The following is a 22,912-nucleotide window of genomic DNA, read 5'->3' on the forward strand; positions in this document are numbered from 1 at the left end:
CATTCTTTGAATTTTTCTGAGATGTTTGTTTGGTTTTCGTTTTCGGATTTTTATCGCCCATTTGGTCACCTGACTCATTGGTCCGGGGCTTGCTTTGCCACGTTGTAATTACTGTCGAAAGGAGATCATTGATTGTTTCGGTTGTAAACAAGAAAACGAAATTGTGACAGCAGTTGCACTCAGAATGGTTGTAATGGACCTGTTAGCGATGTTGTAAAGGCAATGAGCGTAAGAATCCCTATGCTTCCATTTTTTTCTTTTCGACTATGGTAATGAAGTGATGATTCGGGATATGAAAAGCCTCCGATTCCCCGTTTATAAAGCAAACTTCTTCCTTTTTCACTGTATATTCCCTTGAGACAGATCTCAATCGATGGATTCAAAACCAGTTGCATTTGGTGTTCGTCGGGTTAACCTTATGTCAATCGAAAGACCGACGATGGCGTTATGCGATACGCAGATGGACCTACGCAATACAATTTTCTATGCATGGAATAGTAATTTTGTGGTGGAATTAGAATGTATCCAATCTAACGAAAGGTATTTAAAATGATTCGTAAAGTTTGAACACTACAAGCTAGGTTGATTTTTGTGAAAATGATAATACTGAGTTTGGGCCAAAGCGAGCTTTACCAGTTAAAAACTCGCCATTTGTAACAAACTAGAAATTCATATTACTCATACTTTACAAGATACATATCAACGGACCCACTCAAAATATGCCCATCCAGATTTCCGTTCGTAGTACCCGTTATGATCACCTTACCATTTGGGTCTGATATGATACCGCTTGCTTGCGTAGTTTTATTTGAGGTTCCTAACAAGGAAGTCCATATTTTTATACCATTGGTATTGTATTTTACCAAAAATGAATCACGTGTTCCCGTTATGGTTTTCCCATCTAAGTTACCTTCTGTGGGACCCGTGACGTAAATGTTTCCATTCAAATCGATTGTAATTCCATTTCCACTTGTAAGTTTATTTGTTACACCTAGCAATTTGGTCCATTGTTTTATACCGCTTGAATCATATTTTATTATGAACAAATCAGCAGATCCTGTTTTAGTTTGTCCATCCAGATTGCCATATGTATTTCCTGTAGCATAGACATTACCAAAGGAGTCTATTGCTATACTCATAGCACTTGTTTCTTGGCTAGCAACTCCTAACTGTTTGGTCCATTGTTTGACTCCACTGGAATTGTACTTTACGACAAAAAGATCACGATTTCCCATTTTCGTTTGACCATCTAGACTTCCATTTGTGAAACCTGTCGCATATATATTTCCATTTGAATCAGATGATATTCCTCTTGCTTGGCTAAAAGTTCCTGCGCCACCACCTAACAATCTAGTCCATTGTTTTGTTCCATTTGTATCATATTTTACAATAAACATGTCTGCTTGACCTGATAGTTGCTGCCCATCTAAATTCCCGTAGGTATGACCCGACACATATACAGAACCAGATATATCAGAAATGATTCCGTAAGATGTCGTTGATGTAGTTGTGCCAGGCACTCCTAATAATCTTGTCCATTGTTTGACACCATCTGAATTATATTTAACAACAAATAAATCAGATGGTCCCGACTTTGTAATTCCGTCCAAGTTTCCAGATGTCGCACCAGTTGTGTAAATATTTCCGTTTGCATCCAAAGTGATCCCCAAGGCATCTGTATTGCCGCCTACTACACCTAACAATTTAGTCCATTGTTTAACCCCGTTCGGATTGAATTTAATTACAAATAAATCAGTGTTACCAGCCCTAATTTGTCCATCTAGATTTCCACTAGTTGTGCCTGTTGCGTAAAGGAATCCATTGGAATCCGATGTTATGCTTTGAGCTATTGTCATAGAACTAGTCACTCCTAATTGTTTGGACCATACCTTAACTCCAGTTAATAAAGTCATAGTTATGACTGTTGACTTCACATTCAATAAATTCGCCCCACCACAGCTTCCTTTGTCGTCTGTAAAGGAAAATTGGACTGTGTATTCTCCTGCTACATCTGGCGTAAAGGAAGCTGATTTAGTATTTCCATTGGTGATGTTACTAGATGTAAGATTTGAAGTCGGGGGTTTGTTCAGAAGACTCCAGTTATATACATAATTTGCTGGATTAGCCCCGCAAGCCACAGCATCTGGATCTCCTGAAAGCGAAGCGTCTAAGCTTATAACATTTGGGAGTATTTCCGAAATTGTATCCACGAGCGAAATGGTAGGAGGTAAATTCTTACGAAGGGTAGTAGCAGTTGTTATGCCATTCCAAATGCTGTAATTGTTTGATTCATCAACGGCTACAATACAAAAATAGTATATGGTATTGTCTGCTAAGTTTGTGACAGTAAAATTAAGTGCCGTACCTGCAGGGCTTGATGGCAAAGCATTGGGAATGGAAACAGCACTTCTACACTGAATATCTGTGAGGAGAGGAGTCGTAGAACGGTATATTTCATAATATTGGGCAGAACCTGAATTTCCATCATCACCTACAGCATTCCAGCTTAGTTGGATTTTATCAGTGTCTAGAGTAGTTGTAGTAACACTTATTATGTCTGAAGGAGGTGTGATGTCTGGAGAAGGATAAGTAGTCGCGAAAACAGTTCCATTCCATCGATTGAAATTTCCATTGTCATCGACAGCCCGAATACAAAAGAAATAAGTTGTGTTTGGATTTAAACCGCTTACATCTAATCTTTCGCTAACGCCTGCACTTTTCGGAATCAATGAATGATTGATTAAGACTCCATTACAATTTCCATTATTTGTGATAGAACTTGATGATCGAAAAATTTGATACGCAACAGCTCGACCATATTGACTATCATCTCCTGGGGCAAGCCAATGTAATTGGATTTTGTTTGAAGAGACTGGAGTTGCGGACAGAGTTGTAATATCATTTGGACCGACTGTATCCAGAATATTTACCGTTGCAGTGGAATTCATTGCACCAACTGTTGCTACAACACCCGCAGTTCCGGGTACAGAAGGTAAAAAGGTACTAGAATTCATAGTGCCGACAGGGCCACCATTCAGTCCAATACCAGTAGCCGTATAACTCGCGTTTACATATCTTGGTGAACCGCCAAAGCTAGCAGTGACTCCAAAGATTACTTTATCGGTTATATCGAGACTAACTGTAGATGGCATGATTTGTAAAAAATCAATAAGAGGATTGGCTTCACCATTTGGAGTATGGTCAACGACGTTAGGAATACCATCTCCATCGGAATCCAGAACTCCTCCAGCATCACCAGGATTTGTATCACTTCGTCCGTTATCTCTTTCCCAAGCGCAAAGCAGCCCATCGTTATCTTGATCCAATTCGAAATTGGAAATGTATAGAGCTGTGTTGGAACTACTAGGATAATTAAAAATTCCAGTAGAGGGGACAAAACTAGTTTGTCCATAGGAATCAGAAGCTGAAATTTGGATTTGAATTCCTGATTCACTCATTGCTTCATACGGAATATTTACGGTATACCAATCAGTGACTCCTTCGCGGGTCATAGGAATTGCGACAGCTCCTCCATTTACTGGACCTGTAATCAGATAAACTTTGATGGTATCTCCATCAGGATCGATGACTCTTGTCCGCAACATATAGGGAAGGTAACTGCAACCTGCTTTAAAATAATAAAATGCTCCCAGATTGATCGGTGGCTGATTGCCAGGAGGAGGTGTCCCGATTCCAAAAATCGAAAAGGTCTCCGTATTAAAAACAACTTTGTCACCAGTGACTATGGTATCGTGAGCGGTCCAACTTGGAAACCTTCCTGAATTATCTGTCACACTAGTTGTGCTATACGAAAAACCTAAACTTTTTGTTTTAGAAAGGTTTAAACTTTGTATGGAGGAAGTATCTAATGACATACTCACAGTTACGGGTTTTTTAAATCGATACGATGGCTGGATTTCATATGCAGAGCTTGTCGGTAGATAACTACCAGGATATGAATTTGATACCAAGGTAAATTTAGAAATTGTAAACTCTACAGTATCTGTGACAGCACCTTCAGGAATATCGATTGTGATCATACCATCACTGGAACGTATGGTGCTTCCATTAATGGTTACCTCTCCTCCACCTACAGGTACTGAATCATGGTCTTCCGCAGTTCCTGCTGAATGATTTAAGGCACCCAATGCAAGTAAGATATAGTCCGAGATTCTACTAGGTTTGTTATTAATATTGAATAATGAAGCAAGAATACAGTTTGTAGTAAAAAAAAGCACAACTAGAAGATTTAAGAATTTCATATGTTTCCGTAAAATGTGTATTTTCAATTATAAACATGATATTGGTTATACGTAATTAAAAGTCAGTTAATTATTTCCTTATCAGAAAACTTTTGTTAGTTTTTTCCATTACAAAAATCAACCAACCTACCCGCGCCCCGGATCGACCGAGCGCCCTCGTCGAGGAAGAGCCGGAATGTGCGCCCAAAACAAAAAAGGGAACCCGTAATGGCTCCCTTCACGTTTCTAAATGGAATGTTTTTAATACCCGTCGTTTCGATATGCTTCGCTACTCAACGACCGAAACGATGGCATCAAATACCGAAACGACATCCGACCAACAAAGCCGAGCATTGAGTAGGCCAAAGGCCGTATCGAAAGGCGAAATGCCCCCTACCGGATCCCTGGTTTAATGTATTTCAACTCATCCAAGTAACGTCCTGTTCCGAGCACCACGCATGTGAGTGGGTTTTCCGCACGGAAGACCGGAACTCCAGTTTCTTTGGTGAGGTAGTGTTCGAGACCTCGGAGGAGGCAACCACCACCCGTGAGAACGATCCCTCGTTCTACGATATCGGCAGCTAGTTCTGGCGGAGTGCGTTCGAGAACCGATTTGATTCCGTCTAGGATTTCGTCTGTTGGTTCTTTCAGGGCTTTTCGGATTTCGTTGGAATCCAGTTCGAGGGTACGTGGGAGACCAGAGATGGCATCACGGCCTTTCACTTCCATTGTGTCCACACGTTTGTCAGCAAATGCATTTCCAATCGTGAGTTTGATGTCCTCAGCAGTTCTTTCTCCAACCACTAGGTTGTATTGGTTACGAAGGTATTTCACAATCGCTTCATCGAATTCGTCACCACCTGTTCGGATGGACTCGGCGATCACCATACCACCAAGAGAGATCACAGCGATTTCTGTGGTTCCCCCTCCGATGTCCACAATCATGTTCCCTGCTGGTTCATGGATGGGGATGTTGGCACCGATGGCAGCAGCGAGTGCTTCTTCGATGAGGAAAATTTCTCGGGCTCCCGCTTGTTCAGCGGACTCACGAACGGCACGTCTTTCTACTTCGGTGATCCCAGAAGGAACTCCGATAACGATGCGCGGTTTTACAAATGTAGTACGGTTGTGGACTTTTGCGATGAAGTAACGGATCATCTTTTCCACGGTTTCGAAGTCGGCGATGACCCCATCTTTCATGGGGCGGATGGCAACGATGTCACCAGGAGTCCTTCCGAGCATTCGTTTTGCTTCTTGTCCCACGGCGAGGACTCGACCAGTGGAGGCTTGGACTGCCACGACCGAAGGTTCTGATAGGACGATCCCTTGTCCTTTCACATGCACGAGGGTGTTCGCGGTTCCCAAATCGATTCCCATATCGTTCGAGAAAAGTCCATAAAGATTATCAAATATCATATCAGATCCTGGTGAAAGAAGTACGAAAGGGGGAATTTACGGTGGGTTTACACCAAAACTTTACAATTCTACCCGTTCCCCATAATTTTCGGCTGGTTTTTGCTTTCAACCGTAAAAATTTTCGATAGGCTAGTAAGATACAAAATGCTTCCTTTCTCACACATCTTACGCAAACCAAACCAGGCATTTCGCACGGAAAAGATCCTTGCTGCCATCGATTTGGGCACCAATTCCTTCCATATCGTCATCGTCAAACTAAGACCGGACGGTACACTTGAATACCTAACGAAAGAAAAGGAATCTGTTCGTTTGGGAAGCGGTAGCAGTGATTATGCGGTCATTCGCGATGATGCAATGGAACGTGGGATTGCTTGTTTAAAGCGGTTTAAAACACTCGCCGAAAGTTACAAAGCGGAAATCCGAGCCGTTGCCACAAGTGCCCTAAGGGAAGCGGAAAATCGCCAGGTCTTTCTGGATCGCGCCGAGAAAGAAACGGGAATCCAAATCCAAGTTGTTTCTGGAAACGAAGAGGCTCGCTTAATTTATTTAGGAATTTTACAAGGGTTACCAGTTTTTGACAAACGAATCCTTCTCATTGATATTGGAGGAGGGAGTACAGAACTACTCATTGGCGAAAAAGGAGAGATTCTTTTTTCCACCAGTATGAAGTTAGGTGCCATCAGATTAACAGAAAAATACTTAAAAAAAGATCCAATTTCTGCCACCGATTTGCAAAAATGTAGGATCCACATTGAATCAGTGTTATCTGCCTTTTTACCTCAAATCGAAAAGTTAAAACCATTTTTGGTTGTGGGGAGTTCTGGGACTATCACTTCGGTCACTTCCATGGTACTTGAAAAAAAAGGAGAAAAACGGGAACGATTGAATGGAACAGAGATTCCCATCGATTCCTTTAAAGAGATCCGCAAACAAGTATTAGATGCTGAAAGTATCAAAAAACGATTAAAAATCCCAGGTTTAGATGCCAAACGGGGGGATATTATTGTTGGTGGGATTCTCGTTTTGGATGAAGTTTTACAAAGGATCAAAGCACCAGCATTTACGGTAAGTGATTTTGCACTCCGAGAAGGCATTGTATACGATACGATTGAATCATGGTTCAGGCATACAGACACATCATTGCCAAGACTCGATAACATTCGGGACAAGGCGATTAAAACCGTTGCGAATCTTTATCCGCAAGGGAAAAAACATGCAGAAACAGTTACAAGACTCACCTTGCAATTGTTTGATGATCTAACTAACTTACATGGACTTGGGAATTTAGAGAGAGATTATTTAGAAACTGCCTGTTATCTCCACCAAGTGGGTCTTTGTATCTCCCACCACAACTATCACAAACATAGTTATTATATCATTCGTAACTCAGAAGCAATGGTTGGTTTCTCCAACGCGGAAATTGAAATCATCGCACTTCTTGCTCGTTATCACAGAAAAGGTGGACCGAAAGGAAAACACGAGGAATTTAAGGCACTCAGACCAGAAGACCAACTGCTTGTCAGGAAATTAGCTTCGTTTCTTCGAATTGGTGATGGTTTAGACCGTTCTGAGAAATCCATTATCGAACGATTGGATGCAGTGTTAGAAAAAGGGAAGGTAAATTGTAGGTTGTATTACCAAAAGAGTGAAGATCCGAATTTAGAAATTTGGTCTGTATCTGAAAAAAAGGATTTGTTTGAAGATACATTTGGTACGAATTTAGAGTTTCAATTGCACCCAATATGAAAAAATTCCTTTTTTCCATTTGTTTTTTCATCTCGCTGTCTAATTCAATTTTTGCACTTCCAATTGATTTAACTAAAAATTGGTATGTCACCAAAGGATTTGAAATTTCTGAGAACCCTGATGGGAAACAATGGAAAACTTTAGAATCCCTACCATTGTCAACGATCCTAAAACAATTTGAATGGGAAAAGGGAAAACTACGAAAAGTGACAATGGCAAAATCTTTTTTGTTGTCACCAACTGACTTCCAAAAGGTGGAAGATGACGCCTTTAGCCTTCATGTCCCATATATCTCTAACTACTTCGCCATTTATATAAACCAATCACTTGTGACTTCTGGTGGGAGTATCAAAGAGGATTCAATAGAGACGAGTGGTTATCGTCGCCATATCATCGTTCGATTGAAACGTAGTAATTTAAAGGTAGGCCAAAACCAAATTAGAATTCTTGTCGCAGCAGAAGAAGGAGAAGAGTTAAATGTTTACGATCTATTTAATGACTTTCCAACTAATATCAATTTAGCATCCAATCATTCTGAAATTGAAGATGAAACACTAACATATATGTTATTGTTTTTGTATTTCTTTGTTGGGATTTATCATGGTCTATTTTATTGGAAACGTAGGCAAGAAACATATAACTTATATTATGCGTTATTCTCTATATTTTTGGCAATATATATGGTCTTTCGTACGCAAGGAATTTACTCCCTGGGATTGGAACCATTCGCTCAAACAAAAATTGAATATTTTGTTGTCTTCCTTACGCCAAGTTGGTTACTTCTGTTTACCGATCTGTTCTTTCGTTCCAAAATCAGCATTGTTTCCAAAACATACCTTGTATTCAGTGTTTTATTAGCCATCACACAATTTTTTGTAAACCGTGCTACATCTGTTTTACTCCTTCGTATCTGGCAAGTTTCTGTTTTTGTCTTTGGAGTGATTTTGTTATATCTCATCATTTCCGCTGTAAGAGCTAAAAACAAAGATGCAAAACGCCTCTTAATGGGTGTTTTGTTTTTGTTAGGAACAGGATCTTGGGATGTGATAGGGGCATCAGGGATCCTTCCCATCCAAAATCTCAACTTACTACGTTTTGGTTATTTGTTTTTTGTTTTAGGCATTGCCGTGGTGCTTGCCAATCGATTTTTACGTGTCCATCGTCAGGTGGAATCTCTTAATTTAAGTTTGGAAAGAAAGGTAGAAGAACGAACAAACGAATTACAGAACACCTTAACGAAAGTTCAAGAGTTAAAAGTCCAACAAGATGGTGACTATTTTTTAACTTCGTTACTTTTGGATCCTCTTGGTCAAACTAAAGTTAACTCAACCCAAGTTTTGTTGCAAGCATTCGTGAAACAAAAAAAGGAATTTGAGTTTCGAGGGAAAAAAAGAGAAATCGGTGGTGATATCATCATCAGTGATTCCATCACTTTGAATGGAAAATCCTATTTAGTTTTCATCAATGGGGATGCAATGGGTAAGTCCATCCAAGGAGCAGGTGGTGCACTTGTTCTTGGAGTGGTATTTTTATCTTTTATCAAACGAACACAAATGATTTTGGAGAACCAAAACAAATCTCCTGAGCGATGGATCAAAGAATGTTTTTTTGAACTGCAAACTATTTTTGAATCCTTTGATGGTTCCATGCTCGTATCCGTTGTGTTAGGTCTTGTGGAAGAAGATACGGGAGTTTTGTATTACCTCAATGCGGAACACCCTTGGACTGTTTTATATCGCGATGGGGTCGCTTCGTTTATTGAAGAGGAATTAGAGTTACGAAAAATTGGAACGAAAGGAATGGATGGGGATGTTCGCATTCGAATTTTTCCTCTGGAAACTGGTGATGTATTGTTTATTGGTTCTGATGGACGAGATGATTTGGTATTGGAAGAAAGTGGAGATGGAAATCGCCTCATCAATGAAGACGAAACAAAATTTTTAGAGGTGGTAGAGAAATCGAAAGGTGATTTAAATTCAATCGTTGAAAATTTATTGGATGTAGGCACTTTTTCTGATGATTTAACGTTACTTAGGTTAGAATGGCTTGGGTCTTTCAAACGAGTATCGAAAGACTCGCTAAATCATTTGAATTCCGATGATTATTTATATTCGAAAATTAAATCTCTTTTGGATCTTGGAAAAGCAGAGGAAGCGTTCCAAACCATCGAAACATTTTTGGCAAATGAATCGTTGCAGGATGATATTCGGATCAATTTAATTCGTGAAAAATCACGCATTTCCTTATTGCTCAAAAAATTTGATATCGCGGTGGATGCTCTCGAATCTATTTTTCCATATTTTGTCACAGACAACGAAATCCTTTTGCAACTGAGTTTTGCCTATCGGAAATCGAAGAACATCAAAAAGGCGATTGAACTGGGAGAACGTTTGCGAGCCAGAGATCCCAAACACATCCGAAATCTCATCAATTTGGTGGAATGTTACCGGTTAGTTGGGAATTTGGAACGGGCAAAAAAGATTTTTTCCCGTTTGGCGGCCCTTTCCCCTGAACACCCCCAAGTGGTGAAATTACGAGAAGTTCTAGGATCCCTCCAAAATTAGGTGGGAAATTTTCCATTTGGCTCCCGATTTAAAAATTTTTTTTCAAAAAACCGTTCAAAACGTTCTGAAAACGCGATTTTACCGTTTTTAACGTTCTGAGCCACCGTCCCCCCGATCCAAAACTATTGCAAAATGAAGGCAATTTCGTGTTACTTGCCGTAAGCAAAAAATGGAAGGAATGCGAATGGATGCTACCAAACAAAAACTAAAATTTCCAATTCTCACTTTAGCGTATCTCATCATGATGGCGGCTGGTTTTTTCCAGTGTGGCGTTGTGTCAGGTCTTACAGGGAACCCTGCCTTAGAAAAGGAATTGAAAGATACGCAAACCCTAGCACTACTTGGGCTACTCAAACCTGGTGAGATCCAGTATATAAACGAAAACACGCCACCTATCGACAATCCTTCCAATAACACTGGGACGGATCCGAACTCGGTTGCACCCCTCACTCCACCACCCGAACCACTGAAAAACATTTGGGCAACATTAAGTAATTTGCCGAGATCGTTTTATGAGGCAACATCGCAAACGATAGGTGATAAGATATATTTGTTTGGTAATAATGTGTATGGGAATTTATCCGATGGAAATGCCTATTCTTACAATACGGTAACGGCGCAGTGGAATAAATTAAAGAATATGCCTTCACCTAGGCATGCAGCTTCATCCGCTGTTATCGGAAATAAAATCTATGTGTTAGGTGGAAGAGAATATTATTATAAAATGTTGTATGACCCAGCACCATATTGTGTCAATCAGCTTCTTTGGCATTGTTTTGAGTGGTATGACCCACCTCCAACTTATGGATATGCCCAAAGAGAGACAAATACCGTATTTATTTATGATACAATTACTGATACTTGGACCACTGGTGCTCCAATGTTGGCATCACCTAATTATCACTCTAGCATAGCTCATAATGGCAAAATTTATTTGTTTCGGTACGGAGCTGTAGAAGTTTACGATATTTCGACGAACCAGTGGAGTCGAGTTTTGAGTGATTCACCTATTTGGTATTATTATTCGATAAAACTATATAACAATAAATTTTATTTTTTTGGAGGACTCTCAAGAGTAAATGGATATTTTAACAATGTCTTTGAATTTGATCCTGACACTTTGGTGTTCACTCAAAAAACTAATATGCCTACGAATCGCGCATTCGTTGTAACTGCATTAGTTGGGGATAAAATCTATGTTATGGGAGGTCACGATAGTTCGAATTTCCGAGTTGTTGAAGAATTTTCCCCAGATTCAAATTCGTGGACAGTTAAGACATCATTACCACAATTTGCTTATCTAAATCAAGGTGTAGGTGGGTATGCAAACGGTAGATTTTATGGATTAGGTGGATATAACAACGTCGTCGTTTATTACGACCCAGCCAATGACACTGCAACTCATTTAAAGGTCTTGATGAATTCTTCTCGTTACTACTTTGCATCCGCAGTTTACAATAACAAGTATTATGTGTTTGGTGGAAATATTAATGGTACACCTATTTCTGGAATTGAATCATTGGATTTGGTAAGTAACTCTTGGTCGAACCAAGGCAATCTTCCCAATGCAAAATTTGGTCATAAAGCGGCAATTCTTGGGAATAAAATTTACCTCGTAGGAGGTAGTCGAGGTGGCACAACTCGTGCAGAGGTAGAGATTTATGATCCAGAAACAGGCAATATCACCCAAGGAACTCCGATGGACACACCAAGACAGTATCATTCTCTATGTGTCAATAATGGGAAAATGTATGCGGTAGGTGGTAACAATGGGAGCACGATTCTCAATACCATAGAAGAATACGATCCTGCTACCGATAAATGGACTTACAAAAGAACTATGACTTCAGCTAGAACAGAAACTGCCTGTCTTTTCCATGACAATAAAATGTATGTTTTTGGAGGAAGAAACGTTTCTTCATATGAGTCAACAGTGGAATCCTATAACCCAGGTTCGGATTCTTGGTCTTTACATAAACCTATGAATACGGCACGTGGTTTGTTTGAAGTTGTAAAATTACGTGGAAGGATCTACGCCGTTGGAGGATACAATAGTGGAGCGATGGCACAAGTGGAAAAATACGACCCTCTGCTCGAGCAGTGGATCCCAGAATACCCTATGAATTCTGCTAGGTATGGCCTTTCTGCGATTGCCCCCGATCCCAATCGGATCATCGTAGTGGGTGGCCATAATGGAAATGGATCACTCAATAGCGCGGAAGAATTTTATTAAGTAAATAGGATTCGCATAAGGCTAGAGTGCGGGATCAACACAGGTCCCGCATTTTTTATCAATATCGATTCAATATGCAATCGATTGATGGGGAACAATTTCAAAGTTGTTTTCCTAGTTCTATTGACCATAATTCATTCCAATTCTCTTTTACCATCCCACCCAAATCCAAAAATCCTAAAATTCATCTCTAGTTTAAGATACGACAAAAAATCCAACCAATTGGAATTTGGAATTCGAATGGATTTTCAATTCACGCGTTACCATATCTTCGTCGTTGGCCTCCTTGCATTTCTGCAATTCACCGTTGTTTTGGATTTTATGATCTTATCACCGTTAGGTGTTCTAGTGATGCATGAATTACAAATCCCAACGGAAAAATTTGGGTATGTAGTATCTGCCTATGCTTTTAGCGCTGGGATCTCTGGATTACTTGCTGCCGGATTTGCAGATCGGTTTGATCGCAAGCGATTGCTTCTTTTCTTTTATATAGGGTTTGTCTTCGCTACCTTTTTATGTGGCATTGCCGTTCATTATGAATTTTTATTGTTTGTTCGAATATTGACTGGTATGTTTGCGGGAGTTTTGTCTTCCATTTCGTTTGCCATCGTTGCTGATCTTTTCCCCTTACAGGTTCGAGGAAGGGTGATGGGATTTATCATGACAGCGTTTGCAGCAAGCCAAGTATTTGGTCTTCCGATTGGAATTTATATTTCGAATCTTTGGGGTTGGCAATCTCCATTTCTGATGATTGCAGGAGTGAGCGGGGTTGCAGGATTATTCATTTTTTTGTTTCTAAAACCTGTGACTTCTCATTTGGACAAAAAAACAGATACCCATGCGTTTCACCATTTGGTCACCACTTTGACGATGCCGAGATACCTTCCTGCGTTCATCGCAACAACACTAATGGCAACAGGTGGTTTTATGCTGATGCCCTTTGGTTCCGCATTTTCAGTTCATAATTTAGGAATGAAATTGGAAGATCTACCTTTTATCTACATGGTCACTGGAGTTGTATCTATGTTAGGTGGTCCAATTATGGGGCGATTGAGTGACTCGATTGGAAAATACAATATGTTTTTTGTTGCTTCCACTACTGCGGCCGTTATCATTTTATACTTTACTCGTCTTAAAATCACTCCGCTACCGATTGTCCTTGTCCTCAATTCACTTTTGTTTGTTTTCATTTCTGCTCGTATGATTTCCGCCAATGCCATCAATTCTGCTGTGCCTGAACTCCATGATCGAGGTGCCTTTATGGCGATTAGTTCTTCTATCCAACAAATCTCGGGAGGGATTGCTGCCTCTGTTGCTGGTCTCATTGTGATCCAAACCCCAAGTGGGTATTTAGAACGTTATGAAGTGTTAGGTTATGTGGTTGCGACTGCAATTGTCTGCACGATTTTACTAATGTATAAAGTGAATGAGATGGTTTTAGGAAAAAAATAAGGAAACAAAAGTAAGGAAGGAAAAGTATCGAACGAACAATAAGAAAAAAATCAATAATTTTAGCGAATTGGAAGTTAACCTAAAACCACGGTTAGAAAAACAAATCGATTGAATTCTCTAACCGTAATAGAATGTATGTTAGCTGATGGATTTATTTCCCAGCAAGTTCCTTAGCAAGATCCACTAACAAACGAACACCATATCCAGTTGGGCCATGGAATTGGGTTCCTGATTTTTTTTTCCTCCAAGCCGCACCTGCGATATCGATATGGGCCCAGTTGACCGACTCATCCACAAACTTGGAAAGAAAAATTCCAGCAGAAATTGTACCTGCACCTTTTCCGCCACCTGTGATGTTTTTAAGATCGGCAATGTCTGATTTGAGGTCTTCGCCATATTCATCCCAAAGGGGAAGTTCCCACACACGATCATCAGAGGCTTCTGATGCCTTAAAAATAGCTTCCCGTAATGGATCTGAGTTGGTGAGAATGGCAGCTGCCTCGTGGCCTAGGGCAATGATCACAGCACCGGTGAGAGTTGCTAAATCTACCATGTAATCTGGTTTGTAGTTTTTGGAAACATATGATAAAACATCACCTAACACAAGTCTACCTTCAGCATCTGTGTTTTGCACTTCGACAGTAGTTCCATTGTATGCAGTATACACATCACCAGGTTTGATTGCCTTTCCATCAGGCATATTTTCTGCAACGCCTATTGCTGCAATGATATGGATGGGAATTTCAAGCGCTGCAATGGCACCAATCGCGTGTATGGTGGCCGCGGCTCCACACATATCATACTTCATCTCATGCATTTCACCAGGTGGTTTTAAAGAAATCCCACCTGTATCGAATGTGAGTCCCTTTCCTACAATTGCAAATTTCTTTTTGGCTTTTGACGGTTTGTATTCTAAAATCACCATCTTACCTTCGAGTTCTGAGCCTCGGGAAACGGCAAGGATTCCACCGAGTCCCTCTTTTTTCAATTGTGCTTCATCCCAAACTTTTACTGTAAGTTTGTATTCTTTCGCAATTTCTTTTGCTCTCGATACAAAGTCGTTTGGTGTGAAGTAGTTGGCAGGAAGGTGAGCAATATGACGAGCACCATTCACGTGTTTTGCGACGACTTTACTTTTGAATAGTCCGGCTTCAGCTATTGAGATAACTGTTTTATCTTCAAATTTGAGAAAAACACTGCCAACTTTCTTTTTTTCTTTGTCTTTTTTCTTCGTTTGTAAAACGGAAACAGGGTAACTACCAATGAACAATGTATTGGCGATTTGGTAAGCGATGCGGTCTGCAGAAAACTTTTTAGAAAGAGTTTTGGGAATATGGATTTCTAATCCCATGCCATCATAGTTTAGGATTTTTTCTCCATACTTGAAAAAATGGGAAATGAGTTTCCTGAAACTTAATTTTTCTTTTTCACCTAAACCAAGATAGATGGTATGTTCTGATTCATCTCGGAATTCTTTTCCAAGTTCCCCAGAAAACACTTTGGTTTCGATTTGTATGGGGAATTTTTTCCCAAGTTCTTCTTTTACATCTTCTTGGAAAATAGGAATGAGTTTATAATAAGAACCAGACTTAAACTGACCGATTTGGATTTGGAGTGGAGAGATTTCGATTTTCATTTCCCTTGGATTTCCTGAATGTCTTTGATGATTTCATCAACGTGCCCTTTTACCTTCACGCTGTCATAGATTTTTTTAATTTTGAGAGAACTATCCAGTAGGAAAGTTGAGCGAACAATTCCCATTCCTTTGCGACCCATAAATACTTTCTCTCGCCACACACCGTAAGCCTCACAGATTTCACCAGATTCATCGGAGATAAGGTCAAAGTTGAGTTCTTGTTTTTCGATAAACTTTGTGTGGGACTTAGGATTGTCTTTGGAAATACCTACTACATTGTAGCCTAATTTTTTCAGACGAAGAAAGTTGTCTCGAAAGTCACATGCTTCCGTCGTACAACCTGGAGTCATGTCTCTCGGGTAAAAATACACAACGATTCCATTTTTTCCTGTAAGATTTGCGAGTTTTACTGTTTCGCCGTTTTGGTTGACACTTGTAAAATTGGGGGCTTTTTTTCCTACTTCCAACATAGATTTCTCTCCTAGTTAATTCATTCTTTTAGACAATTTTCAGTTGTCAATTTCGGAAAATCGTTCGATACTCCTATTATGGACGCAAGAGAAAGGGTACAACTCATACGCGAAGGGAACACTGCCTTTAATGCAGGTGATATCCGCAAGGCTCGTGAACTCTTTCTAAAGACTGATTACAAAGATGGACTCATCCGTTTGGGTGACCATTTTATGTATGATCGAAAACTGCCAATGCTTGCCTTCGGTTATTATAAAAAAGCGGGCCGTCAAGACAAAGTAGATGAAATTTACCAACGTATGGTCTATGCACTTTCTGTTTGGTTAGGGCGAGATAAATGGAAGGGTCCCAATTCTGCAAACCAATCAAACGAAGGGAATTCAGGTGAAAATCAAACACCACTGAATCCAGATGACTTCAGAGTTCATCCCATCCTAAAAGCAAAAGCGCTAGAAATCCTTGCTTCCAAACAATAATAGGTTTGGTTTCGTCTAAGGACTATACATGATTGATAGTTTTACTTTACAAGCACTCGTTATCTCTACACTCATCATATTTTCTATTTTATCGAGTAAACTTTTTTTTCGTTTTGGATTTCCCATTTTACTTATTTTTTTAACCTTTGGAATGTTAGCTGGTTCTGATGGACCTGGAGGGATTGATTTTAGCGACTACAGTTTAGCTCAGTCGATCGGTATTTTTGCCTTAATTTATATTTTGTTTCTCGGTGGACTCGAAAGTGAATGGGATAGTTTAAAAAACTTTTTATCTGTAGGGATTCGCCTTTCGATTGTCGGTACCGTACTCACCGCACTCATTTTAGGAGTCCTCATCCATCTTTTATTCCCTGTGCTTGGGTTTATGGAATCGTTTTTACTTGGATCCATCGTAAGTGCCACAGATGCCGCATCAGTCTTTAACATTTTTAAAACTGGTTCCTCTGACCTGCCTGTACACTTAAAAAAAATCATTGAGTTTGAATCTGGATCCAATGATGCAGTGGGAGTTCTTCTCACGACTATCTTTATGAATCTTCTCACTGCTGATGCTAGTTTTAGTGGGTTCCAATTCTTTCGGTTTTTTGTCATGCAAGTCCTTGTGGGGATGATGATGGGATACAGTATGGGAATTCTCATTTTGTATTTAATGAACTCCGTCAAACTTGGATATGACGGTCTTTATTTAGTATTCATTACGGCTTCTGTGCCTTTCATTTATGCAGTGACAACTGTTTTCCAAGGGAATGGATTTTTGGCAGTGTATATTGCAGGGATTATTGTTGGTCGAAACAAATTCATTCATAAAAAATCAATCTTCCGTTTTTTAAATGGATATGTTTGGATCTTACAAATCAGTATGTTCTTATGTTTTGGACTCCTTGTGTATCCAACTAGGATGGCAGATATTTGGGTACCTGGCCTTCTTATCGGGGTGTTACTCATATTGTTTGCAAGGCCACTTGCTGTTTTCATTTCTCTATTCAAAGTCAATTTACCAATCAAAGAAAAATTGTTTATTTCTTGGGTGGGATTAAGAGGTGCATCTCCCATCATCCTTGCCACTTTTCCCATTGCCCAGGGACTCGTTTGGGGTGATTTACTCTTTCATATTGTATTTTTTGTGGTGTTGGTATCCCTTCTCATCCAAGGTTCCCTCATTCCGAGAGTCGCAGAATGGTTAGGAATCTTAAAAAAAGACACAGACAGAAAGATTTACCGCCCAACAGACTTTGATAATATCGAATTTCCAGGAATGACCTTACAAGAGTTAATTGTTCCTTACAACTCAAGTGTTGTAGATAAAGCTTTGTTTGAAATCAAACTTCCAGAACAATCTCATATATTACTGATTGCTCGTGGAGAACAATTTTTAATTCCTTCTGGCAACACACAAGTAAAAGGAGGTGATGTGGTTTGGGTACTTGCGAAAGATGATGTGATGCCAATCATAGGCAAAACATTTATGTCGATTGCTTAGAAACCATCTTTTTATCCAATCGAAAGAGATAATAGACTGGCAATGCAATGAATGTGATCATGAGTCCCCAAGATGCAGTGATTGGTTTTTCCACAAATAAAATCACCATAACAGCAATGTTGGCAAAGATGTATAAAAATATTGGTAATGGATAGAGTGGGATTTTATAATCCGATTTCATTCCCATCTTTTCAAATCGAAACGGAGTTGCTGCCGTTAAGCATGACAATATGAGAATGGAACATGTGATCATGTAAAGTAAGGCTTCGATTTCTTTCACAAACAAAAAGAGAATCGCAACAAATGCCTGAAAAAAAATAGAAACATAGGGGCTATGCCATTTGGGATGGACTTTGGAAAAACTTGGTAAAAACACTCTATCTCTTGCCATCGCAAAATACACACGACTTCCACCGATCAGGATGGCAGACATTGATCCCAATATCACCCATGCAATAAAACTTGTGGTTAGTATGGAATAGTTGGTTCCGAATAACTTTTGAAAGGCGATCGCACCAATTCCATCTTGGCCAGCCAATTCGCCGATGGGAGCTGAGATCACAAAGAGCAAATTGATCGCAAAATAAAGCCCCGCGACAAGAAAACAAGCAGTGATCGCCGACCGAACAATTGTTTTTTCTGGTTGTTTTACTTCTTCTGCAATGTAGGTGATCATGTTCCAACCTAGGTAAGAAAAAGAAACCGGTACAATGCCAATGAGGACTTTCGAATAAAACGACAATTCTAATACATTCGGAAAAGGAGAATCGAATAAATAACCCCAGTGGGTGGAACCAATCGAAAAACCAAGGACCAAAAATAAAAGTAATCCAGTGATTTTTAAGACAGCAAAAACATTTTGGACACGCACAGCTGACTTGATTCCAAAATAATTCAAAACACTAAAAAATAGGATGGGTAAAATTCCAATGAGAGTTGTCGAGCTCACTTGTAAATCGAGACCAAGGAATGTGTATGTAGGTGATTCAAAGTAAGGAAGTTCAGGAAATAAAATTTGGACATACTTTCCAAAGGCTAAGGCAAGTACCGAAACACAGGCTGAAAAATTGGTGAGTAGTGAGGACCAACCACTCATAAACGCAATCGCTGGCGAATAAGCAACTTTGAGGTACACATAATCTCCTCCAGCAAACGGTAGGAGACGAGCTGCATACGCATAGGTGATGGAACCAGACAAAGCAAGAAAACCGCCGATGATCCAACAAAAGAGGACAATCCAGAGGTTACCGGTTTCTTTGATTAAATAACCAGAAGTGAAAAAAATCCCTGACCCCACCATGGAGGAAAAGAGAACGGAAATGGAATCAAAAGTATTGAGGCTACGTTTTAATTCCAATTAACTGCCGAGGAGACGTTTGACCATTGTTTCAGAAATAGGTTTCATCGAAGCAGTTGAGACCGATCCAATTTTTCCTTTAAATTCTTCCGGGCTTAGCATCATACCAAGAGAAAAAATATTTTCCCCTTCCACTTCTTTTTTCTTCAGTTCCGCAAGAAGGTTTGCAATGGTGCCTTTGCTTGTTTCTAAAATTTCTGGTTTGGAAACGTTTCCTTCACCTAACTCGGGAAAGAGAGGTTCTCCCTCAAACAAAAGTTCTTTGAGTTTGTTTTCTTCTTGAGTGGTATCTTCCAAAAGTCCAATCCGAGATTGTTCTTTGGAAAGTTGTTTTTGTAATTCTGTGAGCCGAGATTGGATATTGTGGTATTGAACAGGGAGGCTGACAACAAAGTCAGATTTTTCATCTACTTTTTGTACAGGCGTACCTGTTTTCCCAGAAACATCTTTGGTGTCCTTTTTGTCCTGGATTAATTTTTCGGCTGAGTTGAGGAGACGATTGAGACGAACATCCATGTCCTACCTTCCTTGGTAATGGCCTTATGTCTCGGCGGTGCCTGGACATAAATCCTGTGACTACCTGTCTAATTTTCGGCTAACCCGTACAATGAAAATAAACTTTTTCTAAAAAAAAGTAAAGAATTATTAAAGTTGACTGGGGTTTTTGTAAGGTTTTGCTAGTGGGAGTTTATGGAAAGAAACCAATTCCTTCTCTTTCTCTCCTTTTTGTTCTCCATTATTGCCACAATTCTTGGAATTGCCATCTTGGTATCTGGATCAAGCCTTGCCCGTTTCTCCAGTGGAACTGGTGGCAGCCTCTTCCAAGCCAGTGAAATTGGAGCTGTTGTGATACCCATTGTCGGGGAAATCCATTCGGGGGAATCTACGTTTGATTCCACTGGGGCCGACACCGTCTTACGCCAATTACGTGAACTTGATGAAGACACAAATGTCAAAGGGATCCTCATCGAGATCAATTCCCCAGGTGGCACTGTGGCTGCTTCCCAAGAGATCTTTAACGAACTACTCCATTTGCGAAAATCGAAAAAAATCGTGGTGAGTATGAAAGACGTCGCTGCATCCGGTGGGTATTACATTGCTGCTGCATCTGATTACATCTTTGCGGAAAATGGAACCATCACAGGGTCCATTGGGGTCATTTCCTTTGCACCAAATGTAAAGGGACTCCTTGATCGATATGGAGTGGGGGTTCGCACTTACAAAGCGGGCAAGTACAAAGATATGTATTCACCCTTTCGTGATTCAACAAACGAAGAAGACGATATGATTGGTAAACAACTCCAAGACACCTATCGCAAGTTTGTTGAAGATGTTGCCAAAGGAAGGAACAAAACTGTTAAATCCATTGAAGAGTTGGCTGAAGGAAAAATTTATTCTGGTGAAGATGCCTTTCGTAACAAACTAGTGGATGATATTGGTGGAAGGAGAGAAGCGCATAAAAAACTTTCTGAACTTTGCCAATACGAAGGCCTCATCCCCCTTTTCGAACAAGAATACTCTCCTTTTGAAAGGATGATTCGTTCCCTCGGAGTGAAGTTTTTAGGGGAAGGTTCCCAAACGGCAAAAATTCGTTCTCTATTACAAGCACAAGTCCTTGTGATTTTGCCAACTGCCCTAGGGAAATTGATGTTATGAGAGATTTTTTCTTCGATTTGGTAGATACTTTGGAGTTGGTGTTCCTTGACCCACTCCGTTATTCGGAAGAGGTAAAAGAGATTCCTTTTGCAATGAGTCCAATTTCGAGTTGGATGTTTTCGATACTTTCCGCCTTATCACTGTCAGTTGGGATGAGTATCTTATCTGCACCTTATACGATTTCTACTTTGTCCTTTTTGTTTTTTGGGTTTATTGCCAATTTGATTTTGTTTCGGTTTTTCCCTTTTTTTTATTCGTTAGTTGCTGACTATTATGTTCAAAAAAAAGGGAGATCACAAAAACTTTTGTTTCTTGTGATGTTTGCAAGGCATTCTACCATCCTCTTTTTAGTATTTGCTCCCGTATGCATTGTGTTTCATGCCATCGGATTATCGGGAGTGGGTTCAGGATTTTTTTTATTACTCACATTCATTGTGCTCTATGGCCTTATTATTGCTCGCGGACTCAAATCCATTTATGAACTACGAAATCGTGATTCCATTCGTTTTTCATTTTATGCATTGGGTCTTACGATTTTATTTCCCTTTTTAATGAACTTGTACACAGCGACAAGTGTCCTGCAATCGGTTTCAGGCGGTTTTTAATTGAATTTACTCATAACAAATGACGACGGGATTTCTTCCGCCGGAATCAAAGCTTTGGAACGTGTCCTTGGCAAATCGTACAATACCTATCTCATTGCTCCCTTAAAAGAACGTTCTGTCACATCCATGGCTCTCACTGTTTTCCAAGGCATGCGAGTGGAACGAATCAATGACAACCACTACATTGCGGATGGCTTTCCCGTTGATTGTGTGAATATAGGTTTGTATGCAGAAATATTCCCTAAAATTGACTTTGTAATCTCTGGAATCAACAGAGGTGTCAATATGGGGTATGATGTCCATTATTCGGGAACTGTAGGCGCCGCCAAACATGGTGCCTTACATGGAATCCCTTCACTTGCAGTGAGTTCTGGTCGCATTGATCCAGAGGATGGGTATGAAAAAGAAGCCAAACTCGTGTTAGCTTTTTTAGAGCAATACAAATCACAAATTAAGTCAGGTGAGATTTGGAACCTAAATGTTCCTCCTGAAGTCAGTGGAACAGGATCCATCAGTGAACTTGTTTTTACAAGACTTGGGCGTCGTCGTTACTCAGAAAAATATGAAAAAAAACAAATCATTGAAGGGGTCAGCGAATTCCAGTTAAACGGAAGTTTGCTCGGTCATGATGAAGAAACGGGAACCGACTTTGAAGCGTATTACCAAGGTAAAATCCCTGTGACACCAATCCAATTGGACCTCACAGAAAAAAATCGACTGAAGGAATTACAATCTAAATAAAACTATGGCTTCTGACAACGATTACCTTTCTTATATGAACAAAGGCAATTATGCCATGGCATTAAATCTTCTTGACCAGGCTTTGTTACAAAATCCTGAAGATCCTATCCTCTTATACAATTTTGCCCTTTGTTGTTTCCAAACGAAAAACTTCAAAAAAACAATCCAAGTTTTGGATCGGATCTTAAGTGAATACCCAGGTTTCATTGAACTTGACAATGTGTACCGTTTAAAAGTGTTCTCACTTGTCGAGTTGAAAGAATGGGAAGCTGCAGAAGGGATCATCAAGGAAAGATTACAAATTGCAATTGATGATGCAAAACTTCTCTCGTTTCTTGCTCACATTTATGAGTACACCCACCGTTTGGAGGATGCAATTTCCATCCATCGAAGGATCCTCAAAGCAAACCCGGATTATAAAAATAGTTTGAATTCGCTTGGGTATCTCCTCGCTCTCAAAAAAAAGTTAACCGCTGATGAAAGGGCCGAAGCCATTCGTTCTTTAAAAAAAGCATTGGAATTAGATCCCAATAATCCTGCCTATTTGGATAGCTTTGGTTATTTTTTGCAAACCAATGGAAAACCAGAGGAGGCCTGGAAGGCCTACCGCAAAGCCTTACAAAAGAATCCAAACCACCCAGTACTTCTCGAAAGGCTCAAGAACCTGAAGAAATAAATCTCCCTTTTGTTGACACAGTCCTTCTTCCAAAAACACTGGTGTTTCAAGGACTTTCTCGGGATGTAGCGCAGTGGTAGCGCATCTGTTTTGGGTACAGAGGGTCGCAGGTTCAAATCCTGTCATCCCGAATCAGTTGGT

The 22,912-nt window shown here is 39.9% G+C and carries 16 protein-coding genes and 1 tRNA gene; 11 read left to right on the forward strand and 6 right to left on the reverse strand.

Going from position 1 to position 22,912, the window contains the following annotated elements; all coding sequences use genetic code 11:
• Nucleotides 1-674 precede the first annotated feature (674 nt).
• Nucleotides 675-4,262, reverse strand: coding sequence for an SBBP repeat-containing protein (locus LEP1GSC202_RS19630; RefSeq protein ID WP_083929994.1), 3,588 nt, complete (start codon nt 4,260-4,262; stop codon nt 675-677).
• Between the two features lie 372 nt (nt 4,263-4,634).
• Nucleotides 4,635-5,657, reverse strand: a complete 1,023-nt coding sequence (locus tag LEP1GSC202_RS07735; RefSeq protein WP_002972591.1) for a rod shape-determining protein — start codon at nt 5,655-5,657, stop codon at nt 4,635-4,637.
• Nucleotides 5,658-5,801: 144 nt separating this feature from the next.
• Between LEP1GSC202_RS07735 and LEP1GSC202_RS07740 the strand changes: the two genes are divergently transcribed.
• The 4 genes from LEP1GSC202_RS07740 (at nt 5,802) to LEP1GSC202_RS07755 (ending at nt 13,652) form a co-directional block, all read left to right on the forward strand.
• Nucleotides 5,802-7,403, forward strand: a complete 1,602-nt coding sequence (locus LEP1GSC202_RS07740) for a Ppx/GppA phosphatase family protein (RefSeq protein WP_015677213.1) — start codon at nt 5,802-5,804, stop codon at nt 7,401-7,403.
• Nucleotides 7,400-9,967, forward strand: a complete 2,568-nt coding sequence (locus tag LEP1GSC202_RS07745; protein WP_015676598.1) for a SpoIIE family protein phosphatase — start codon at nt 7,400-7,402, stop codon at nt 9,965-9,967. The genes LEP1GSC202_RS07740 and LEP1GSC202_RS07745 overlap by 4 nt, the downstream gene beginning before the upstream one ends.
• Before the next feature lie 184 nt (nt 9,968-10,151).
• Entirely contained in the window at nt 10,152-12,200 is a 2,049-nt protein-coding gene (locus tag LEP1GSC202_RS07750) for a Kelch repeat-containing protein (RefSeq protein ID WP_015677256.1), read from the forward strand.
• A 240-nt stretch (nt 12,201-12,440) separates the two neighbouring features.
• Nucleotides 12,441-13,652, forward strand: coding sequence for an MFS transporter (locus LEP1GSC202_RS07755; RefSeq protein ID WP_015677551.1), 1,212 nt, complete (start codon nt 12,441-12,443; stop codon nt 13,650-13,652).
• Between the two features lie 151 nt (nt 13,653-13,803).
• On the opposite strand, the gene LEP1GSC202_RS07760 is transcribed toward LEP1GSC202_RS07755, so the two are convergent.
• Nucleotides 13,804-15,288 carry a leucyl aminopeptidase gene (locus LEP1GSC202_RS07760; RefSeq protein ID WP_015676692.1) on the reverse strand — a complete coding sequence of 495 codons (1,485 nt, stop codon included), beginning with the start codon at nt 15,286-15,288 and terminating at the stop codon, nt 13,804-13,806.
• Nucleotides 15,285-15,758, reverse strand: coding sequence for a thioredoxin-dependent thiol peroxidase (gene bcp, locus LEP1GSC202_RS07765; RefSeq protein ID WP_015676415.1), 474 nt, complete (start codon nt 15,756-15,758; stop codon nt 15,285-15,287). Before bcp ends, LEP1GSC202_RS07760 begins: the two co-directional genes overlap by 4 nt.
• Before the next feature lie 78 nt (nt 15,759-15,836).
• Here bcp and LEP1GSC202_RS07770 point away from each other — a divergent pair, with 78 nt between their 5' ends.
• Both LEP1GSC202_RS07770 and LEP1GSC202_RS07775 read left to right on the forward strand, forming a co-directional pair.
• Nucleotides 15,837-16,235 carry a hypothetical protein gene (locus LEP1GSC202_RS07770; RefSeq protein WP_015676999.1) on the forward strand — a complete coding sequence of 133 codons (399 nt, stop codon included), beginning with the start codon at nt 15,837-15,839 and terminating at the stop codon, nt 16,233-16,235.
• Between the two features lie 28 nt (nt 16,236-16,263).
• Nucleotides 16,264-17,736: a potassium/proton antiporter gene (locus LEP1GSC202_RS07775; protein WP_015677311.1), complete on the forward strand. Its 1,473-nt coding sequence runs from the start codon at nt 16,264-16,266 to the stop codon at nt 17,734-17,736.
• Here LEP1GSC202_RS07775 and LEP1GSC202_RS07780 read toward each other — a convergent pair.
• Together LEP1GSC202_RS07780 and LEP1GSC202_RS07785 are read right to left on the reverse strand one after the other, a co-directional pair.
• The gene (locus tag LEP1GSC202_RS07780; RefSeq protein ID WP_015676605.1) at nt 17,720-19,093 is read right to left on the reverse strand and encodes an APC family permease; all 1,374 of its coding nucleotides are present in this window, start codon (nt 19,091-19,093) and stop codon (nt 17,720-17,722) included. The two genes, LEP1GSC202_RS07775 and LEP1GSC202_RS07780, sit on opposite strands and share 17 nt — an antisense overlap.
• The gene (locus LEP1GSC202_RS07785) at nt 19,094-19,609 is read right to left on the reverse strand and encodes an LIC10415 family protein (protein WP_015677620.1); all 516 of its coding nucleotides are present in this window, start codon (nt 19,607-19,609) and stop codon (nt 19,094-19,096) included.
• 174 nt (nt 19,610-19,783) lie between these two features.
• On the opposite strand from LEP1GSC202_RS07785, the gene sppA reads away from it, so the two are divergent.
• The 5 genes from sppA to LEP1GSC202_RS07810 all read left to right on the forward strand — a co-directional run bounded on the left by sppA (nt 19,784) and on the right by LEP1GSC202_RS07810 (nt 22,902).
• Nucleotides 19,784-20,749, forward strand: a complete 966-nt coding sequence (gene sppA, locus LEP1GSC202_RS07790; RefSeq protein WP_015676880.1) for a signal peptide peptidase SppA — start codon at nt 19,784-19,786, stop codon at nt 20,747-20,749.
• Nucleotides 20,746-21,354: a hypothetical protein gene (locus LEP1GSC202_RS07795; RefSeq protein ID WP_015676606.1), complete on the forward strand. Its 609-nt coding sequence runs from the start codon at nt 20,746-20,748 to the stop codon at nt 21,352-21,354. Before sppA ends, LEP1GSC202_RS07795 begins: the two co-directional genes overlap by 4 nt.
• Nucleotides 21,355-22,095 (forward strand): 5'/3'-nucleotidase SurE, encoded by a 741-nt coding sequence (gene surE, locus LEP1GSC202_RS07800; protein WP_015677453.1) that lies wholly within the window; start codon nt 21,355-21,357, stop codon nt 22,093-22,095.
• 4 nt (nt 22,096-22,099) lie between these two features.
• Nucleotides 22,100-22,771: a tetratricopeptide repeat protein gene (locus LEP1GSC202_RS07805; protein ID WP_015676494.1), complete on the forward strand. Its 672-nt coding sequence runs from the start codon at nt 22,100-22,102 to the stop codon at nt 22,769-22,771.
• A gap of 59 nt (nt 22,772-22,830) precedes the next feature.
• Nucleotides 22,831-22,902: transfer RNA gene (locus tag LEP1GSC202_RS07810), tRNA-Pro, on the forward strand.
• Nucleotides 22,903-22,912 lie beyond the last annotated feature (10 nt).

This window comes from Leptospira yanagawae serovar Saopaulo str. Sao Paulo = ATCC 700523 (genome assembly GCF_000332475.2).
GTDB lineage: Bacteria > Spirochaetota > Leptospiria > Leptospirales > Leptospiraceae > Leptospira_A > Leptospira_A yanagawae.

Excerpts from the sequence above, each read along its gene's own strand:
- LEP1GSC202_RS07760 (WP_015676692.1), bottom strand. The coding sequence starts at position 15,288 with ATGAAAATCGAAATCTCTCCACTCCAAATCCAAATCGGTCAGTTTAAG.
- LEP1GSC202_RS07770 (WP_015676999.1), top strand. The coding sequence starts at position 15,837 with ATGGACGCAAGAGAAAGGGTACAACTCATACGCGAAGGGAACACTGCC.
- LEP1GSC202_RS07775 (WP_015677311.1), top strand. The coding sequence starts at position 16,264 with ATGATTGATAGTTTTACTTTACAAGCACTCGTTATCTCTACACTCATC.
- bcp (WP_015676415.1), bottom strand. The coding sequence starts at position 15,758 with ATGTTGGAAGTAGGAAAAAAAGCCCCCAATTTTACAAGTGTCAACCAA.
- LEP1GSC202_RS07795 (WP_015676606.1), top strand. The coding sequence starts at position 20,746 with ATGAGAGATTTTTTCTTCGATTTGGTAGATACTTTGGAGTTGGTGTTC.
- LEP1GSC202_RS07740 (WP_015677213.1), top strand. The coding sequence starts at position 5,802 with ATGCTTCCTTTCTCACACATCTTACGCAAACCAAACCAGGCATTTCGC.
- LEP1GSC202_RS07755 (WP_015677551.1), top strand. The coding sequence starts at position 12,441 with ATGGATTTTCAATTCACGCGTTACCATATCTTCGTCGTTGGCCTCCTT.
- LEP1GSC202_RS07805 (WP_015676494.1), top strand. The coding sequence starts at position 22,100 with ATGGCTTCTGACAACGATTACCTTTCTTATATGAACAAAGGCAATTAT.
- LEP1GSC202_RS07735 (WP_002972591.1), bottom strand. The coding sequence starts at position 5,657 with ATGATATTTGATAATCTTTATGGACTTTTCTCGAACGATATGGGAATC.
- LEP1GSC202_RS07785 (WP_015677620.1), bottom strand. The coding sequence starts at position 19,609 with ATGGATGTTCGTCTCAATCGTCTCCTCAACTCAGCCGAAAAATTAATC.
- sppA (WP_015676880.1), top strand. The coding sequence starts at position 19,784 with ATGGAAAGAAACCAATTCCTTCTCTTTCTCTCCTTTTTGTTCTCCATT.
- LEP1GSC202_RS07745 (WP_015676598.1), top strand. The coding sequence starts at position 7,400 with ATGAAAAAATTCCTTTTTTCCATTTGTTTTTTCATCTCGCTGTCTAAT.
- LEP1GSC202_RS07750 (WP_015677256.1), top strand. The coding sequence starts at position 10,152 with ATGGATGCTACCAAACAAAAACTAAAATTTCCAATTCTCACTTTAGCG.
- LEP1GSC202_RS19630 (WP_083929994.1), bottom strand. The coding sequence starts at position 4,262 with ATGAAATTCTTAAATCTTCTAGTTGTGCTTTTTTTTACTACAAACTGT.